Below are 18,559 nucleotides of genomic sequence, written 5' to 3'. Positions count from 1 at the left end.
AGCCGCACGTCGCCGCCCAGCACGGTGGAAAGCCGGATGCTCTTCACCAAAGGTGCGTTCGTCATTGGTCGCGCCTCCATTCAAGGAAGGCATCGGCTATTGCCATCGTCTCGTCATCCACCACACGCTCCGTCGAAGTGTGGCCGCTCTCCTCCTCGGAGCCCACCTTGCCCGTCACTGCGGTGGTCTGCTCCCGTACGATTGGGTAGCCGTCATCGTCGCGCACGTAGGTGGTCTGTCCGCGTTTGTCGTGCCCCACGTGGTCGCAGATGGCCATGAATATCTTGTAATCCTGGAAGGTGCCGTCCTTGCAGTACGCCTCTTCCTCGCTGTCCCAGCGCCGCAGCACAAGGACGGATGTCTGCACGCCCACGTTGGGCTGGAAGGCGTCCGGGTGCATGTCCACCGAGCCCAGGATCTGTGCATGGCGCAAAATCCACTGGCGCACGTAGCCGAGGCCTGGATTGCCCAGGATGCCATTGGGGATGACGAGCGCCGCCACGCCCACGCCGGGCTCAAGCAGGCGGACGCATCGCTCGATGAAGAGGATCTCGGGCGGCTGGGATGAGAAGAGCTTGGGTTCCATCCTCCACTCGGCATCCTCCTCGGACCACGACCAGGTGTGTCCAAGGTCGAAGGATTCCAGAATCGCCGGGTCTTCGATGGGAATCTTGGAGCCAAAAGGCGGGTTGGTCATAATCGCCGTAACGCCGTGCCCCGGCTGCAGTGCCTTATTTGCCGCGACGTCGGCGGCGTCCAGGCGCAGCGCCTTCTGCAGCTTGGGCTCAAAGCCCGAGAACGGCTCGAGCGAGTTGACGTGAAACAACTGTCCTGCGCCGTCGTTATTCATGACCATGTTCATCTTGGAGGCGCGCACCAGGATGGGGTCGAAGTCGATGCCTACGATATGCTTGGACAGGAACTCGCGCTTGCGCGCGACCAGTGCCTCTTGCTTGGCGGCCTTGCTACGCCCGCTCGCCTCGACGGAGTCTCTGATCTTCTCGAGCACGTAGTTCATGGCCGTGACCAGAAAGCCGCAGGTGCCCATGGCAGGGTCGAGGATGACGTCGTTTTCGGACGGGTCGACCATCCGCACCATCATGTGGCACATGTTGCGCGGCGTGAAGAACTGGCCCTTGTCGCCGCGCAGGTTGGAACCCACGATTGTCTCGTACGCGTGGCCCTTAACGTCCACGTCGCTCTCGAGCAGGGAATACATTTGCAGCTGCGCCACGATGTAGGCGAGCACGTCGTCGGTTAGTGCGATGTGCTCATCGGCCTTGAAGATGGTCTCGTACGACTGCTTGACGTTTCCAAAGAGTGCCTCGATGCGCTTACGGCACTTATTCTTGCCCGCGGCGCCCTGGCGTTCGGTCGGCGTGATGTAGAACGTCGGCGTCTCGGAGTCGCGCTCGTCCTGGATTTTGCAGAAGATAATCTTAAGCAGTTCAAGGAATGCTTCGGCCTTTTGGATGCCTTGGTTTCCGGCGATGTAGTTGTGGCAACGGCGGAATGAGTATAGCAGTGAGTCGCTGGCGGCGGGGCGCAGCTGGTCGAAGCGAGGTGCGTCGTCGGGCACCTCGCCACCGGCATGCGGTAGGTCGGGTACGGCTTCGGGGACGCGCTTACCGGCATCGTCCACCACGTAACGGAAGATAAGCAGCTCGTCGCCGTTGGTCCACATGCCATAGGTTGAATTCATGCAGGCAGACGCATAGGAATGCATCTGGTCCACGCCGTCTTTCTTGCCCTTTGCCTTGGTCTTGGGGTCCTTGCACTCGACGATGGTGTAGATGTTCTCTTGGGTATGGGTCTTGCCGGGCTCCCAGATGGCGATATCGACCGCCTTGCGGTTGCTGCCGAATTTGATCGACTCCTCGACCCCGATCTGCTCCTTCTTGTAGCCGTACTCGCGAACGAGGGACTTCAAGATTTCCTGGCGCACACGCTCCTCGGGTGTGTCCCTGCGCTGTGTCACACCGTCGATAAAGTCCAGTATGGTCTCCGGCTGGATGACCGAAGCCTTGCTCACTTGCGACATTACGATTCCGTCCTTCCGACCTTGGTGTTGCTGCCAACGTGCGCGGGGCTGTCCGACGCGACGCCCATCGCGCGGCTAATCAAATCTTTAAGAAACCCCTGCTTGTTCTCCTGCGCAGAGAGGAATGACCAGATCTCCTCTTCGGCGGGATAAAACCGCAGGCAGAACTGCTGGGTCTTGTCGTGCTTGTACTTACGATCGGCCCGCTTTTGAGCTTCTGACGGCATGACACCTCCCAAGGACATAGCTTTGTCATAGTAAGAATCATTATAGGTCTATACCTAGATGAAAGCAAGCAGAGCACCAAGAAAAGGCAGGTAAAAGGTTTGTTTGCTTCAAGAAAAACAGGGTGGTCACTTGCAAGGACGACTCCACGTCGTCATATGCCGCCACCGCTCAGGCGAATAGAGGATATGGGGGGATGTTTTTCTGCCGCACACCCTAAGCACAACCGCCCGGTCCGCTAGCCCTCTCCAGCTTACCCACGTACGCCTGACCTAGAGGCCAGGGTATGCGGCGAAGCGTCAACTGGCTAGAAACGGAAACCTTGGACGCGCATAAAGTCGAACCCATTGATGCAGCGGATGCCCATTCCTGCGCAGACGTTGGGGATCTTGACCTTCCTGATGGAGTTCGATGCCGTCTCATAGGTCACCAGGGTGAGGTCGCTTGCCAGCGCCTCAGCACACAGCCAGGCGTCGGCGCGGGACTCGGCTTTGAACTCGCGGAGCGCCCGAGAGTCGTAGCCTTGCCCGTCGGCCCAAGAGCACACCTCCAAATATTTTTCGAGCGTCTCCTCGCTCGGTGCCATTGTCTTAATTCCGCTCAGGCCCTCGATCCAGTTAGCCAAAGGGTCCTGCTTGCGCTTCAGCTCGTCGGCCACCGTTTGGTGCAGCACCGCCGTGCCCATTTCGAGCAGGCTCCCCAGCTCACGCCAGAAACCCTCGAAGATATCCTGCGGTAAGTTGTGCTCGCTCTGGATGAAGATGTTTGAGTCAAGAAGGTAGCGCTCCAACGTTACGCCACCTCTTCGAAGTAAGTCTTGAAGCTCGGCGCGCTCATGCCAGTGAGGTCGTAGGCGTCGCGATAGCTTAGGTAATCGGAGTGCACCGCAGCGAGTACGGCCTCGGAAAACACGGACCCAAGCTTGTATTGTTTGGTGTTGAAGTAGTTGCCGCCGCCCTTGCCGGGCTTGGCGACCTCGACCATGCTATCCTTGTAGCACCTATATGCACGAAAGAAGGTGTCTTCGTCGATAAGTCCTGCATCCTTGGCTCTCCTCGCCACCACGACGAAGTTGACCTTGCAGGCGCGTGTAACAGCCTGCAAGGCGGAGTACGCATCACCTGCACCGCCATCGACCCAGTTCGCAAGTATGCCCATCGGCACAAGGAAGTCGGCAGCGACGGCGTTGCAGAACCGCTCCATAGCAATGTCGCTATCTTCGTCGTCCGGCGCATTGCTCACGCCAGTCTGGGCGAAGGCAAGGTGGCACAACTCGTGTACAAGCGTGAAGATCTGTGCGCTCTTGGTGTCGCGCCCGTTGACGAAGATGATCGGCGCCATGCTGTCTGCCAGGACGAAGCCCCTGAACTCGTCGGTCTTCAGGACGCGATGCGTGTTATCGTTCACCACGCCGTTGATTGCCACGGATACGCCAGCGGTCTCTACGCGATCCTTGAGCGTCTTAAGCGCCTCCGCAACCGTTTTGCAGGAGGCGGCCCAACTCTCACCTAGGCTCAAAAAATCGTGCAGATCACTAACTATTCTGTCTCTCGTCTTCTCGACCAGCGGCGCACCGGCATAAGATCCAACGAAGTCGATGGGGGCATATCCCTCGTGCAGGAAATAATTCCTCATCCATTCCTGTCGGGCCATCATGGCATCGACGGTATCGAAGAGCTCGGGGCTCGGATCTTGCGCGGGCGCATCGTCGATCGTACGGAAGTCCGCGATTTGCAGCGCGTAATCGGGCAGGTCGCTCGCGAAGAGCTCGCTCACGCTCACGTGCATCCTGCTCGCGAAGTCGCGCAACTGCTTGACGGTCGGTTTCCAGGAGCCGTCGAGCCAAGCGTGGTACTTGGGGAATGCCTTGACGATTTGCTCGTCGGAAAGGCCGCTGCGGGCAACGGCCCATTCAAGTACCTCGGTGTTCAATGTCGCCATCCCGCAACCTCCCCTCCTAATCGTCGGGTCCTTTTACCCCGATTATACGTGGTTGCAGAAGGGGGCGCCACCGTCCTGGGACGACCAATCGGGAAAACGTACCAGCGATTCCATGCCTCAATGCATGCAATCCCTCATCACCTCCATTAGTCCATACGGGTCAATCACCGGCAGAGTTCCCTTCAACACCACGTAGACTGATGTCACCATGCATGCAATCGCCCGTTCCGCGCACAGAATTACATTAGTTCGCACAAGCCTCTCCACCTGCTGCGCCCGCGCCGCCACCAACATCACAGATGACCCTTCGCTCCGGCCCTGCGCTTCGCAGGCTATTCCGGGTTCCCTGGAATAGCCCATTCTCGATAAGTCAACATAAATCATGAAGAAGTCCGCCAATACATCCACCAAGCGTATAATGTTTACCCGCAAAACCTAACTTTATAATGACAACTACCTGGGCAAACGCTGGAACCGCAGATGAGATTCGAATTCGCGGATATTGGCTTTCCTAGCTCACGTTCACGAGCTCGAATCCCGTCATTCGCCCCATTGAAAACCGACGACAACGGAGCGCACATTGCCTCTTAATCAGCCCGATAAGACAGGTTTTTCTATTGCAGCAGGTCTCTCTTATAAGGAAGAGAAGGAGCGACTTCACCCATGAGCGAAAAGCAAACATTCGACACCTTCATCTTCGATCTCGACGGCACCATCTTGGACACGCTGCCCGATTTGGTCGTTGTCACTAACGAGGCCCTTCGCGAGCAGGGATTCCCCGAGCGAACGCACGACGAGGTTTTGAGCTTCGTGGGCAACGGGCTTGTCGCGCTCATGTACCAAGCGGTGCCCGAGAACACCCCGAAAGACATAGCCGACCAGGCAGTTGCATGCTGGAAGCGCTTCAACCTGGAATACGACAACCACCTGACCGCGCCCTACCCGCACGTCCCCGAAACGCTCGCCGAGCTGCGCCGTCGGGGCTGCAAGCTGGGCGTTCTGTCCAACAAGTTCGACGGAGGCGTGCACAAGATCATCGCCCAATGCCTCCCCGGCCTTTTCGACGTGGAACACGGCGAATGCGAGGACATTCCCCGAAAGCCGAACCCGGCGGGCCTGCTGCACACCATCGAGGAGCTGGGCAGCACGCCAGAGCGCACCGCTTATCTGGGCGACTCACCGAACGACATCTTGGTCGCTCATCGCGCCGGCGCCTGCGGCATCGGCGTTTCGTGGGGGTACCACACCGCGCAAGAAATGCGCGACGCAGGGTCGGACATCATGCTCGAAAGCTTCTCCGACCTGCTGGAATATGCACCAGAATCCTAGAGTCCCAAGACAACAAGGGCAAAACCAAAGGGAGCGGTTCCCCTACGTTGAGGAGCCGCTCCCTTTTCGTATACTAACAATATAGGGACACTCAATGCCCGCCCCCATATTTTCTCGAAAGCCTACGCCTCCGTCGTGTAGCCGTCGGGGTTCATCGACTGCCAGCGCCAGCTGTCGGCGCACATGCGGTCGAGGTCGTACTGCGCAACCCAGCCCAGCTCTCGCTCCGCCTTGTCGCAAGCAGCGTAATTGGTTGCGATATCGCCCGCACGGCGAGGCTTGATCTCGTAGGGAATCACCTTGCCGCAAGCACGCTCGAACGCATGGATCACGTCGAGAACGCTCGATCCCTTGCCGGTTCCCAGGTTAAAAATGCCCACGCCCCGACGAGACCCGTCAGCCTGAGCCTCGCCCTGGATCGAGCCGAGCCCGGAAGGCTCGCCCGTGCCGACCTTGCCGCCCATCCAGTCGAGTGCGGCAACATGCCCGCGCGCCAAGTCGACCACGTGGATGTAGTCGCGCACGCCCGTGCCGTCCGGTGTGGGATAGTCGTCGCCGAACACGCCGACCGCAGCGAGCTTGCCAACCGCGACCTGCGCCACATAGGGCACCAGGTTGTTGGGGATACCCTTCGGGTCCTCGCCGATAAGGCCGCTCTCGTGCGCACCGATCGGGTTGAAGTAGCGCAGCAGCACGACGTTCCACTCGTTGTCTCCCACGTAGAGGTCGGTGAGCACCTGCTCAAGCATAGTCTTCGTCTGGCCGTAAGGATTCGTGGCGGAATGCTTCGGGCAGTCCTCGGTGATGGGCACGAACTCCGGCTCGCCATAGACGGTGGCGCTCGACGAGAACACGATGTTCTTCACGCCGTGGTTGCGCGCGACATCGCACAGGACGAGCGTGCCCGCGATGTTGTTCCAGTAGTACTCGAGCGGCTTCTGCACGCTTTCGCCCACCGCCTTGAAACCGGCGAAGTGGATGATCGCATCGACGTCGTGCTCGGCGAAGATCGCCTCCATCGCATCGCGGTCGAGAATGTTCGCCTCGTGGAACGCGCAGCGATCGGCACCGACGCCAGCAATCTTGCGCACGCGCTCGACGGCGACTTCACTCGAATTGCTCAAATCGTCGACGATAACGACGTTGAAGCCTTTCGCAAGCAGCTCGACGCAGGTGTGCGAGCCGATGAACCCGGCGCCGCCGGTAACCAAGATGGTAAGCTCGGTTGGCGACTTCGCCAGGGATTTGTTTGCCATATAATCACTCTTTTCTCGGAGGGTCCAAGCCATCGCCATGATACCGCACCTCAAAGCTGCGCGCGTACTCATCAGCGGCATCGCGGGCAAGCAACTAAAAAAGAATAAACCTCGTCAAGACAGACACTCCGTCGCTATAATGGCATCATTCCATTAGTGGCAAACGTCTATCTTCAAGCTGCGCGACGCGCGGCGGGTAGACCAAGCGAAAGGAGCTCCCCATGGAAACGTATTACGACCCGGCAGATCTCGCAAAGTTCTCCGCCGACGGCATTGGCGAAGGCGCCCCTGAGCTGTGGGACCTCTTCATGGCGTACTACGGCAAGGTGTTCGAGGAGGGCGCGCTGACCGCCCGCGAGAAGTCCATCATCGCGCTCGCCGTGGCAGCCGCCGTGCAGTGCCCGTACTGCATCGACGCCTACACGAACTCCTGCCTGCAGAAGGGCGTCACCGAAGAGCAGATGACCGAGGCCTTCCACGTGGTCAATGCGATCCGCGGCGGCGCGGCGCTCGCCCATGGCGTGCAGATGAAGAAAATCGTCGAGAACCTCGAGATGTAGCCCCATCGCGTATCCTTCGAGGGCCTGGTCGCGAAGCGCACCGGGCCCTCGCTTTACGAGAAAGACGAGAGGAGGATCATGGGATACATCGAAGAGGTGAACGAGGCGCTCGCCGCCTACCCAGCGTTTTGGCAACGCGTAGGCGACTATCGTTTCACCGAGAACGCGCTCGACACGCTGCAGATCAACATCGGGCTCAAGTGCAACCTGGCATGCAAACACTGCCACGTGGAATCGAGCCCCGCGCGCACCGAGGAGATGTCGCGCGAGACGCTCGAGCAGTGCCTCGCCGTTTTCCGCGACCGCGGTTTCAAGACGATCGACGTCACGGGCGGCGCTCCCGAGATGAACCCGAACTACGAGTGGTTCTTGCGCGAGGCCGTCGGCGCGGGCGCAAGCGTGATGACGCGCTCGAACCTGAGCATCTGCAAGGAGCCCGGCTACGAGCATATCCCCGACCTGTGGGCTGAGCTGGGCATCACCGTCATCGCGTCGCTTCCCCATTACGTGAAGAAAACCTCCGAGAAGCAGCGCGGCGCGGGCACCTTCGACCCGACGATCGAGATGCTCCAGCGCCTGTGCGCGCTTGGGTACGGGAAGGGCGAGGGCGCCGGGCCCGGCGGCAAGAAGCTCGAGCTCGACCTGGTGTTCAATCCGCTCGGCGCATTTCTTCCGCCCGACCAGGGAGCGCTCGAAGCGGAATACAAGGCGAAGCTCAAGGCCGACTTCGACATCGACTTTGACAACCTGTTCGCCATTACCAACGCCCCCGGCGGCCGCTTCGGCGAGCGTCTGCTCAAGACGAACAACATGGACCGCTACATGAACACGCTGATCGACGCGTTCAACGCCGACACGCTGCCCGCCATGATGTGCCGCACGCAGCTTTCGGTGGCATGGGACGGCACCCTGTACGACTGCGACTTCAACCAGGCGGTCAGCATGCCCTGCAAAAGCGGCCTCACCATCGCGGATGTGGCGGCGGACCCGACGATTCCTTTGAAGCGCGAGATTCGCTTCGGCAACCACTGCTATGCTTGCTGCGCAGGCGCGGGGTCGAGTTGAGGCGGCTCGACGGCGTAGGTCTTACGCCACTCAACGACACAAAGCCCTCGGATGGCCTGCGAAAACGCACGCCACCGAGGGCTTTTTGATATCTGCATCTCTCAACTACGGATGCAATTCACCCGAGCCACTACTTCTCGTCGTATTGCGGAATCTCAGTGTCGTCGACTTCCTCAAGATTGCCGTCGTAGACGTAGTGCTTAGTCTCGCGCGCGATGACAGCGGACAGACCGAGCACCGCAATGCAGTTCGGAATGGCCATGAGCGCGTTCATCACGTCGGCGAAATCCCATACCGTAGAGCTCAGGTTGGAAACCGCGGCGCTGTTCGACGCGTCGCCGACCATCATGCAGCCCCAGAACACGAACAGCAGGAACACGATGTAGTACGGAAGCACCGCCTTCTTGCCGAGCAGATAGCTGATCGCGCGGTTGCCGTACTGGCTCCAGCCGAGAATGGTGGAATAGGTGAAAGTGAGCAGGCCCACCAGCAGCACCAACGGCCCGAACACGGGGATTTTCTCGAAGGCGGCAGTCGCAAGGCCTGCGCCAGAGGAGATGGTGCCGTCCGCGATGGCCGTCGAAAGCTCCGGGTTCGCGATGAGGGTGGTCATCAGCATGAGGCCGGTGATGAGGCACACGACGACGGTGTCCCAAAAGGTGCCCGTCATGGAAACAAGCGCCTGACGTGCGGGGTTCTTCGTGGTGGCGGAAGCGGCGACGAGCGGCGCGGAGCCCATGCCGGACTCGTTGGAGAAGATGCCGCGCTTGAAGCCGAACTGCAAAGCGAGCGTCACCGTCGAGCCAACGGCGCCGCCGGCAGCGCCTGCAGGAGTGAACGCGCCTTCGATGATCTGGCGGACCGCCTCGCCGAGGTACTGACCGTTGATGCCGATGATGATTAGGCAGCACACCACGTAGAAGAGCGCCATGATGGGGACAAGCTTCTCGCACACCCGGGAAATGGACTTGATGCCGCCCAAGATGACGATGGCGACGAGCACCACGACGATCGCGCCCACAAGCCACTGCGGGATAGCCTTGCCGTCGACGAGCGAGGTGTTGTAGAGAGCGTCGGCGAGCGAGTTCGACTGCGTGGAGGCGCCGATGCCGAAGGCTGCCAGCGACGCGAACAGGGCGAACAAGATAGCGAGAACGCGACCAAGCTTCTTATTCTTGAAGCCGCGCTCAAGTGCGTACATCGCGCCGCCGAGCATCTTGCCGGAGTGGTCCTTCACGCGGTACTTCACGCCGATGAAGACCTCGGAGTACTTGGTGGCAATGCCCAAGATGCCCGTGATCCACATCCAGAAGATGGCGCCTGGGCCGCCGAACAGAAGGCCCGTGCCCACGCCGACGATGTTGCCGGTGCCGATTGTGGCGGCAAGAGCCGTGGTCAGCGCGCCGAACTGAGTGATGTCGCCGCTCGCGTCGGACGGGTCGTCCTTGGTGACCGACATCTTAATGCCCGTGCCGAGTTTCCTCTGGATGAAGCCGGTGCGGACGGTCATAAAGATGTGCGTGAACAGCAGCAGCAAGATCATGATCGGGCCCCACACGAAGCCGTCGATCGCATCGATAACGTCAAGGGGGCTTGTCGCCGCAGCGATTCCCGTTGCCAGCCCGGTGAACGGAGCGACGAAGAACGATGTCAGGAAGTCCTCCATGGCTCCTCCTTTCTACAGGGAAAAGCGCATGTGCCAGGGAGGCCGAGAAAGCTGAGACCGGGTCGGGGTCGAGTCGGATTCCGGGCCCAAGTCGCCAAACCGCCTCGCAAGCGCATGCGTTTTTCACTTACATAACGCAATAAAAGGTAGGGGAATCACTTTTCGAGAATATTTCGGCCGTGAGAAATGAGGGTTTCCAACCCGCCAAAGGCAGCGATGCGGCGCTCAAGAGCGCCCTGGGACGCTCGCACTCGCCCATAAGTCGAACGACCCGCAAAGCATCAGGCTCCAAAACCACCGCGACTCCACCAGGTTCCCTCCTGCACATTTCTCCATTTCTTCATTGACACCACTCGTCAGGTTCATTATTGTTGCCGTTGCAACTGTTGTCGTAGCAACAATAAGCAAATCGGAAGAGGGTAACCGTTGTACATGTCGGACATTTCCATCATCGTGCGAAAGATGCGCACCTTCGCCGAGCGCAACATGGCTCACAGGGGCATCGGCTTCCCCGAGCAGCTCGTGCTGATGAGCCTCCTCGCGAACGGCGAGTCGAACCAGGAGTCGATTGCGGCCGAACACGGCATCGATCGCGGCGCCATCGCGAAGACGCTCGCAAAGCTCGAAGCGAAAGGCCTGGTGACGCGCAAGGTCAACAGCAAGAACAAGCGCGAGAAGATCGTGTGCGCAACACCTGAGGCAACAAGCGTCTTCGACGAGATGCGCGCGTCGTTCGTCGAGTTGGACAACACGCTCTTTAACGGCTTCACCCCCGAGGAGAAAGCGAGCGCCTGCGAGCTCATAGCGCGCATGGCCGCCAACCTGCAGGAAGTGGACGCCGCGCCCACCGTAGCCGACGGCCGCTAACGAGCGCCCGACGGTCGCGCCGTGCCCGCCTCGCGACCGCTCCCGCAGCTTTCCCCACCACATCGACAACCACCAGAAAGGAAAGATCCCAGACCCATGATGCATCAGAAGATGAAAGAGCAGGACATCGAGCCTGCTCAACCTAAGGATGGCTTGGACACCAAGCCGCAATCCCCGGCGGGCAGTTCCCCCGCCAAAGCAGTACCCACCGTCCGCAGCCAAGGAAAGGGCTACGCACTTGTCGCCGTAGTCTATTTGCTCGGACTATGCATGGGCGCGCTCGACATGGGCATCGTCAACCCCGCGCGTACCGTTATCCAGAACACGCTCAGCGTTGACGATAGCCTTGGCGTATGGATCATCACCATCTACACGCTCGCCTACGCCGTGTCGATCCCCATCATGGGCAAGCTCGCCGACCGCCATGGTCGCAAGGGCGTCTACCTGCTGTGCATCCTGCTCTTCGGCTTGGGCTCGGCGCTGTGCGGCGTCGCACAGGATTTGGGCAACTTCTGGATCCTCATCGGCGCGCGCGTCATCCAGGCGCTCGGTGGCGGCGGCATCATGCCAGTTGCTACGGCGGAGTTCGGCACCGCGTTCCCCGAGGAAAAGCGCGGCATGGCGCTCGGCATCGTGGGCATGGCGTACGGCCTCGCCTCCATCCTGGGCCCGACGGTGGGCAGCGCAATCCTCGAGGTGTTCGGGGCGACGCAGTGGCAATTCATCTTCTACGTGAACATCCCCATCTGCATCATCGTGCTGATCCTCGGCGTCAAGCGTCTCCCGAACGCGCAAGCCGAGAAGACGGGGCCCCTCGATGGCCTGGGCATTCTCATCCTCACGCTCATGACGCTCAGCCTCATGTACGGGCTTAAAAACATCGACTTCTTCGATTTCGCGACGTCGATCGCGTCAACTGACGTATGGCCGTTCCTCGTGGCGTTCGTGGTGCTTCTGCCGCTGTTCGTGCTGCGCGAGCGCCGCGCCGCCGACCCGATTCTCAATCTGAAATACTTCACCAACGCGAACATCGTCATCGCGTTTCTGTGCGCGGTGATTTCAGGCATCGCCATGATGGGCACCATCTTCTTCCCGCAGTTCTGCGAGAACGCCATGATGATGAAATCGGGATCGGGCGGCTACTTCATCGCGCTGCTCGGCGTGGGCAGCGGCGTCGGCGCTATGATGTCGGGCAAGCTCATCGACAAACACGGCGTGAAACCGGTGCTCGCGATGGGCTTCATCGGCGTGGCGATCGGCTCGGTTTTCATGGCGTTTGTGGCCTGCACCTGGCCAAGCCTCCTCACCGTGTGCGCCACCATGATCATCACCGGCCTCGGCCTCGGCTTCACCATGGGCACGCCGCTCAACTACATGATGCTGGAGAACACCGACGAGAAGGAATCGAACTCGGCGCTGGCCGCGCTGTCGCTCGTCCGCTCCATCGGCACCGCGATCGCGCCCGCCATCATGGTCGCGTTCGTCGTGCACGCGAGCGCCTACCTGCAGGGCAACCTCATGGATGCGATGCCGAGTGAGGTGAGCGTCTCCGAGCTGCCCCACGCCGCCGAGCTTGACAGCGAACTTGCGAGCCTTCGCGAGACCGAGAATGGCGCGAAAATGCTCGAGGGAGTCGAGATTCCGTCACTTGAGGACTATCGCACCATCGAGGTGGGCGTGGACAGCACGAGTGGGGACGGAAGCTTCGAGATGAGCGACGAGACGCTCGAGCAGCTGAAGAACTCCGACGTCACCACGGTGGTTTCCGCATGCAAAGCGCTCTCGAGCGAGATGTTCGACGCCATGAAGCCGACGATCGAGGGCAACATCCAAGGCGGGTTCGATAAGGGCATAGCCTCCATGCAGGAGGGCCTAGACAGCATGAATGCCCAGATGAGCCGCGTGCCGGCACCTGCAGCAACCGCCATGGCCGCCCAACGCGACGAGCTGCAGACCATCGTGTCGCAGATGGAGGAAGCCCGAGATGCCGTGCCCGCCATGCTCGACGAGGCGAAGGAGAATTACCTGACCGAAGTCGACAACGATGCCGCGGAGATTCAGGAGGCCTACCAGCAAACGATGAACAGCGGCTTCAAGGGCATGTCGCTGTTCGTGGCCGCCTGCTCGATCGTGGGGCTTGTGCTGCTCGTTCCCTACAAGGACAAGAAGAGGCTCGCACAAGCTGGGAAGTAACGACCCGTACCAACGCGCCCTGCCGTCCCAGCCACGTCGCTGGGACGCGTTGTTCAGCGCCGCCGGGGCACTCCGCTCAAACGACAAAAGGCGTCTTACGCAAGCGCCCGCGTCCATGGATAAAACCACGGGCGCGGGCGCTTCGCTTTAATCCCAGCCGCTTTATTCCCAGCCCTTCCACACGTCGGGCTCGTAGCCGACGGTTGCCTGGCGGCCGTTGCGAACGATGGGCTCGCGAAGAATCTGCTGGTTATCGAGCACCTTTTCGAACTTCTGGTCGGCAGCGAGGTACTGTACGAGCGCAACCGTGTCGGCATCTTTCGCCTTTGGATCGATCACGGCGTCGATCCCGCCGACGGCGCGCGCCACGCTTTCGAGCTCTCCTTTGCTCATCCCCTTTTCCTTCAAGTCGATGAACTGGAACTTCACGCGACGCTCCTTGAAGTAACGCTGCGCCTTCTTGGTATCGAAGCTTTTCTTCGTGCCGAATATCTGGATGTTCATACGTACCACCTTCGGTCAATTCTCGTCCGTCCATGATACGACAAGGGAGCCGTGCAAAAACAGAGCAGGCGGAGATGGAGGAGGACGGCGACCGACCGTCGGCAAGAGTCGGCCGGATCGGACTGGCACCCAGTGCGCGCCGGCAACACGCTCACAGCTGCACACATAGCCGATGCGCAAGCTCGCCGCAGCGTTCCCTCGCCACGCGGCGTGGCGATAGAGAACCACACCGCCCGTCAACGATGGCGCCTCGGTGAAGAAAATCAACGTCTGGGTTACATCCCTTGAAAGGGGCGAAGGCGGCTGCTAGGATACCTCCCCGCTATGAAGGATTTGACCAAAGCATACATCGCAATTCGACGGCCCCTGGTATACGGGGCCTCTCCTGTTGTTCCCCAAGTGCGCTCTGAGCAGCCGCTTTCCTCTTGTCGTATCTGATGCGCGCATAGCGCGTACATGAAATTTCGCCACAGGCCAGCGTTCCTTTGGCGAAGAACCGAATAGATACGAAGGAAGCTTATGTCTGATAATTCCACGGTCGCGCCCGCCAATGGGCGCATTACCGGTACCCAGATTCGCATCGTTGCGGTCGTCGTCCTGGGTGCCTTCTTGGCGCTACTGAACCAAACGGTGATGTCGCCTGCATTGCCGGTCATCATGTCCGATTTCGCCATCGATGCCTCGACTGCCCAGTGGATCATGTCCATATACCCGCTGGTGAGCGGCATCATGGTCCCCGTTTCGGCGTTCCTTATCGACAAGTTCAGCACCCGCGCGCTGTTCTTCGGGGCAACGCTGGTGTTCGCGCTGGGCACGCTGCTGTGCGCCGCAGCCCCTGATTTCTTGTTCCTCATCATCGGTCGCGTGCTGCAAGCGGCGGGGTCGGGCGTGCTCATGCCGCTGGTCTCGGTGGTTCCCATGCTGGTGTTCCCCGTCGAGAAGCGAGGGACGGCTATGGGTATGGCGGGCATTGTCATGTCGGCGGGTCCCGCGGTCGGCCCCGTCGTAGGCGGCGCGGTGATCGACACGTACGGTTGGCGCACCATGATCGGCGCCATCGTCCCCCTCGCAATTCTCGTGCTGGTGCTGGGCATTTTCATGCTGAAGAACGTGGGCGAGCTGAAGAACCCCAAACTCGACCTGCTTTCGGTCGTTCTTTCCACCATCGCTTTCGGCGGGCTTCTCTACGGGTTCTCCAGTGCCTCGTCGATGGGATGGGGCAGCCCCGTGGTGCTCGGCTCGATCGTCGCAGGCGTCGTGTGCTTGGTGCTGTTCGTCGTACGCCAGGGCAAAATCGAGGACCCGCTGCTTCAACTGGGCACGCTCAAGACGCGCGAATTCCGCGTGGCGGCCATCATCGTCACGCTGATCAACGCTGCATGCCTGGTCACCAACACGTTGTTGCCGCTGCTGCTGCAAACCTCGCTCGGCGCTTCGGCCTTCGAAACCGGCATGGCCATGCTTCCCGCAGCGGCGGTGGGCATCATCATCAGCCCCATTTCCGGCGTGGTGTTCGACAAATTCGGTCCGCGCGCCATCTCGATCGTCGGCCTGGCCCTCATGACCGGCGCCCTGTTCTTGCTCTCGCTTTCGACGGTCAACACACCCATCCTGGTGGTTGCGCTGTTCTGCATGCTGCAGTCCGCCGGCCAGTCGCTCGCGAACATGCCGGTGAACACATGGGGTGTCAATGCCCTGACCAACGACATGATCGCCCACGGCAACGCCATCGCGAACACCGGCCGCCAGGTCGCCGGCGGTTTGTGCACGGCGCTCATCATCACGGTCATGACAAGCGTCACTGCGTCCGCCGGCGTCGACGCGAGCATCCAAGTCGCCACCGCCGTGGGCGCAGGCGTCGCTTACAAGGTGTGCGCGGCCATCGGCCTCGTTTCCCTTATCTACGCCGTGTTCAGCGTGCGCGCCAAGAAGGCTGCACCTAAAACGAAGGAGGCATAAGCGATGTCCGAGATTCTGTCCGAGCGCATCCCGCTCGAGCTCGAGGGGACGCCCGTTTCGAGCATCATGATTGAAGAACCGTTCACCTGCGCGCAAGATTGCACGATCTCCGACGTGGTGCGCATGCTCGCCGAGAACGAGGTGAGCAGCATGCCCGTGGTCGACGAGCGCAACCAGGTGGTCGGGTTCATCTCCGACGGCGATGTCATGGGCGCCATCGCGCAACATCGCGCCCACACCATTTTCACAGGCGGCGACGCGTCTATGCTGTACTTCGACGATCAGAGCCTTGAGCAGCGCATCGAGGACCTGAAGGATCGCTGCGTCATGGATTTCGCGACGCGCAAGGTAGTGTGCGCCCGACCCGACCAAAGCATCGCCCGCGTCGCCGCGCTGCTGGCAAAAAAGAAGTTCAAGAAGCTTCCCGTTGTGGATGACGAGGGCAAACTCGTGGGCGTTATCCGCCGCTCCGCAATCACCAAGTACCTGTTCGGCATCCTTTTTCAATAGGAGCCGGGGCGCCCTCGGGGTGAGCGCCTCGAAACACCGAGCCGACAGCTGGGCCGGACGACCTTGACACGCGAGAGTTTTCCCTCAATGCTTCGTTTGAGATGCAGTGAGGGCCGGAGTCAGCAATGGGACCCGCAACTTTAAAGGCGAAAACGAACACGGAGCGACACGATGGGAAAAGTCCTGGATGAAGATTTGGTTTACGAGATCCTCTCCGTCGTAGCGGAGATTCCAGCGGGGCGCGTCGCCTCATACGGTCAGATCGCGCGCCTCATCGGCAGAGAGAAAAACTCTCGCTTGGTCGGATCGGTGCTAAGCGCGGCAGACCACTACGGCGACTACCCGTGCCATCGCGTCGTCAACCACGCGGGACGCCTCGCACCCAACTTCCCCGACCAGCGAGCGCTATTAGTCGAGGAGGGGGTCACCTTCCGGGACAACGGCAACGTCGACATGAGAAAGTACCAGTGGAACGAGTAGCCAGGCAGCACGTCGGCGGGTGGGGTGGCGCTCGCACCCCACCCCATCCCCGGACAACCTATGGCAAAGCGACATGCCCCACGAAGAGCGGAGCACCAGTGCAAACACCTGCCGCCTCCAGCTGCACGCCAAGGTCGGGAGTCACCGCCTCGTCAAAAGAGCGACTGACCTATGGTCGGGACAGGGCAGCATCCCTCATGCAAGCACGAAGCTCATGGCGGCAACAGTAAGCAGCATGACTTCTCGCAGGAAGGCGCAGGCCGAGAAAAAGGCAGGTCCTATTTCGTTCCGAAGTTTCCCGTGTGCTCCGGCTCGTTCAAAAGATCGAAAAGCGGCTCTGCCACCGCAGAGACGATATAGTCGCAGAGTTGTCGCACAGAGACGTTCTCGCGCATCCTGAACCAATGCTCAACCAGGGCAACCTCCGTGTGAACATAAGCAGTGATCTGATACTCCAGCTCCGTGGTCACTTCTTGGTGCTTGACCTCGCAGATAGTGGACACGAGCGTTTCATAGCGCTGGCGCGTTGTGGCAAACGCGGCCATATCCTCTTTTTGCATGATGCTCGAAAGCAGGTCGGCGTGCGGTTGAAGCATTCGCGTGGTAACGATATTCCCTTCGAACCAGTTGTAATCTATGCCGATAAGGTCGACGCCAGCAGCGCAGCTTTTCGTGAACAGCCAGCGAACAATCTCGTACTTGTTCTCGAAATGGCGATAGAGCGTCGCCTTCGATATGTACGCCTTCTCGCAAATGTCGCTCACACGTATTTTGTCAAACGACGTGTCCTGGACGAGCTCGGTGAGGGCCTCCACGATGCGCTGTTTCGTGGACGCCTCTTTCAAAGCCTCGGAATCCGCTCTCACGACTATGCCCCCTTGCGTTTTCCTTCACGATCGCTCGCCCTTGGCCTTCGAGACGAATGAGCCGAACCATCTAGTTTGGTGAGACTTTTTCATAGGTTGTTCTCAAAAGAAGAATCCCCCGGGCAATTTTGAAGCATTACGCAGCGCCCTGCAAGCTCATACCATCGAACCAGATGAACGAGTCGATGCCGTTCATCTGCCCGAATGGCCGAAGGTGCGAACCATAGGCCGACAGGTTCACCTGCGAGAGAGGAAGGGAACATGCAAAAGGAATGGAAGCATCCAAATCCCGATGGCTCGGTGACCGTACGCACATGCGCGTGGTCTCCTCCGGGATGCCATCCCGTTGGATGCGGTTTGCTGCTGACCGTGAAGGACGGCAAGGTCACGCACGTGGAAGGCGACCCGGAGCACCCCATTACACGCGGATCGCTCTGCCCTCGCTGCCTCGCGCTCAAAGATTACATGTACAATCCCGACCGCATTATCCACCCGATGAAGCGCGATCCGAAGTACCGCGGCCAGAACGATAAGTGGGAGCAGATTACCTGGGACGAAGCACTCGACATGATCATCGGCAAGATAAACGAGTGCAAAGAGAAGTACGGGCCTGAATCAATCTTGGTCATGACGGGGACGGGCCGCGAGTCGACGCAGTTCTACAACCTGCTCGCTTTCATGGCGATTGGCACGCCGAACTCCTGCTATACGCAGTCCGGCTGGTCGTGCTACGGCCCTCGCGCTTCGGTCATGGGCTATCTCGCCGGAGGCGGTTACCCCGAAATCGACTACGCGCCGCGCTACCCCGACCGCTACGACCATCCTGGCTGGGAGCCGCCCAAGTACATCATGCTGTGGGGCAAAGAGCCGCTGAAGTCCAACCCGGACGGCTTCTGGGGACACGCCATCATCGACCTCATGCAGCGTGGTTCGAAGCTCATCTGCGTCGACCCACGCATCACCTGGCTGGGCACGCGTGCGGACATGGTGCTGCAGCTGCGACCGGGTACGGATGCGGCGCTCGCTTTGGGGCTGCTCAATGTAATCATCACCGAAGACCTCTACGACCACGATTTCGTGGAGAAGTGGACGTACGG

At 60.2% G+C, this 18,559-nt stretch carries 17 protein-coding genes; 9 read left to right on the top strand and 8 right to left on the bottom strand.

Features of this window, described 5'->3' with window-relative positions:
• Positions 1–61: 61 nt before the first annotated feature.
• The 4 genes from Q0G18_RS06130 to Q0G18_RS06115 form a co-directional block, all read right to left on the bottom strand.
• Positions 62–2,041 carry an N-6 DNA methylase gene (locus Q0G18_RS06130; protein WP_297150783.1) on the bottom strand — a complete coding sequence of 660 codons (1,980 nt, stop codon included), beginning with the start codon at positions 2,039–2,041 and terminating at the stop codon, positions 62–64.
• A complete protein-coding gene (locus Q0G18_RS06125; RefSeq protein ID WP_297150780.1) occupies positions 2,041–2,268 on the bottom strand; it encodes a hypothetical protein in 228 nt (75 codons plus the stop codon). The genes Q0G18_RS06130 and Q0G18_RS06125 overlap by 1 nt, the downstream gene beginning before the upstream one ends.
• Positions 2,269–2,573: 305 nt before the next feature.
• A complete protein-coding gene (locus Q0G18_RS06120; protein WP_297150777.1) occupies positions 2,574–3,056 on the bottom strand; it encodes a DUF4411 family protein in 483 nt (160 codons plus the stop codon).
• A 2-nt stretch (positions 3,057–3,058) separates the two neighbouring features.
• Positions 3,059–4,207 carry an ImmA/IrrE family metallo-endopeptidase gene (locus Q0G18_RS06115; RefSeq protein WP_297150774.1) on the bottom strand — a complete coding sequence of 383 codons (1,149 nt, stop codon included), beginning with the start codon at positions 4,205–4,207 and terminating at the stop codon, positions 3,059–3,061.
• A 663-nt stretch (positions 4,208–4,870) separates the two neighbouring features.
• Here Q0G18_RS06115 and Q0G18_RS06110 point away from each other — a divergent pair.
• Positions 4,871–5,536 (top strand): HAD family hydrolase, encoded by a 666-nt coding sequence (locus tag Q0G18_RS06110; RefSeq protein WP_297150771.1) that lies wholly within the window; start codon positions 4,871–4,873, stop codon positions 5,534–5,536.
• Positions 5,537–5,658: 122 nt separating this feature from the next.
• Here Q0G18_RS06110 and galE read toward each other — a convergent pair whose 3' ends face one another.
• Positions 5,659–6,792 (bottom strand): UDP-glucose 4-epimerase GalE, encoded by a 1,134-nt coding sequence (gene galE, locus Q0G18_RS06105; RefSeq protein ID WP_297150768.1) that lies wholly within the window; start codon positions 6,790–6,792, stop codon positions 5,659–5,661.
• A 221-nt stretch (positions 6,793–7,013) separates the two neighbouring features.
• Between galE and Q0G18_RS06100 the strand changes: the two genes are divergently transcribed.
• Complete coding sequence (locus tag Q0G18_RS06100; protein ID WP_276995450.1) at positions 7,014–7,352, top strand: arsenosugar biosynthesis-associated peroxidase-like protein; 339 nt, start codon at positions 7,014–7,016, stop codon at positions 7,350–7,352.
• 78 nt (positions 7,353–7,430) lie between these two features.
• Entirely contained in the window at positions 7,431–8,417 is a 987-nt protein-coding gene (gene arsS, locus Q0G18_RS06095) for an arsenosugar biosynthesis radical SAM (seleno)protein ArsS (protein WP_297150765.1), read from the top strand.
• Between the two features lie 130 nt (positions 8,418–8,547).
• Here the strand turns inward: arsS and Q0G18_RS06090 are convergent, their stop codons facing one another.
• On the bottom strand, positions 8,548–9,960 hold the full coding sequence (locus Q0G18_RS06090; RefSeq protein ID WP_297150786.1) for a sodium:alanine symporter family protein: 1,413 nt from the start codon (positions 9,958–9,960) through the stop codon (positions 8,548–8,550).
• Between the two features lie 555 nt (positions 9,961–10,515).
• Here Q0G18_RS06090 and Q0G18_RS06085 point away from each other — a divergent pair.
• Positions 10,516–10,950: a MarR family winged helix-turn-helix transcriptional regulator gene (locus Q0G18_RS06085; RefSeq protein ID WP_297150762.1), complete on the top strand. Its 435-nt coding sequence runs from the start codon at positions 10,516–10,518 to the stop codon at positions 10,948–10,950.
• 96 nt (positions 10,951–11,046) lie between these two features.
• Positions 11,047–13,143 (top strand): MFS transporter, encoded by a 2,097-nt coding sequence (locus Q0G18_RS06080; protein WP_297150759.1) that lies wholly within the window; start codon positions 11,047–11,049, stop codon positions 13,141–13,143.
• Between the two features lie 162 nt (positions 13,144–13,305).
• Here Q0G18_RS06080 and Q0G18_RS06075 read toward each other — a convergent pair whose 3' ends face one another.
• A complete protein-coding gene (locus tag Q0G18_RS06075) occupies positions 13,306–13,647 on the bottom strand; it encodes an ArsC/Spx/MgsR family protein (RefSeq protein ID WP_006234747.1) in 342 nt (113 codons plus the stop codon).
• A 519-nt stretch (positions 13,648–14,166) separates the two neighbouring features.
• Between Q0G18_RS06075 and Q0G18_RS06070 the strand changes: the two genes are divergently transcribed.
• The 3 genes from Q0G18_RS06070 (at position 14,167) to Q0G18_RS06060 (ending at position 16,596) form a co-directional block, all read left to right on the top strand.
• Complete coding sequence (locus tag Q0G18_RS06070; RefSeq protein ID WP_297150747.1) at positions 14,167–15,606, top strand: DHA2 family efflux MFS transporter permease subunit; 1,440 nt, start codon at positions 14,167–14,169, stop codon at positions 15,604–15,606.
• 3 nt (positions 15,607–15,609) lie between these two features.
• Positions 15,610–16,116, top strand: a complete 507-nt coding sequence (locus Q0G18_RS06065; RefSeq protein ID WP_297150744.1) for a CBS domain-containing protein — start codon at positions 15,610–15,612, stop codon at positions 16,114–16,116.
• A gap of 171 nt (positions 16,117–16,287) precedes the next feature.
• Positions 16,288–16,596 carry an MGMT family protein gene (locus Q0G18_RS06060; RefSeq protein WP_297150741.1) on the top strand — a complete coding sequence of 103 codons (309 nt, stop codon included), beginning with the start codon at positions 16,288–16,290 and terminating at the stop codon, positions 16,594–16,596.
• Between the two features lie 278 nt (positions 16,597–16,874).
• Here Q0G18_RS06060 and Q0G18_RS06055 read toward each other — a convergent pair whose 3' ends face one another.
• A complete protein-coding gene (locus Q0G18_RS06055) occupies positions 16,875–17,462 on the bottom strand; it encodes a TetR/AcrR family transcriptional regulator (RefSeq protein WP_297150738.1) in 588 nt (195 codons plus the stop codon).
• Positions 17,463–17,723: 261 nt separating this feature from the next.
• Between Q0G18_RS06055 and Q0G18_RS06050 the strand changes: the two genes are divergently transcribed.
• Positions 17,724–18,559, top strand: an 836-nt coding sequence (locus tag Q0G18_RS06050; RefSeq protein ID WP_297150733.1) for a molybdopterin-dependent oxidoreductase, incomplete at its 3' end; no start/stop codon positions are given.

Origin of the sequence: uncultured Ellagibacter sp., from assembly GCF_934636505.1 — a bacterium.
Taxonomy (GTDB): Bacteria; Actinomycetota; Coriobacteriia; order Coriobacteriales; family Eggerthellaceae; genus Ellagibacter.
Note: the sequence above shows the minus strand (reverse complement) of the source record. Positions and strands in the feature narration are given on the sequence as shown.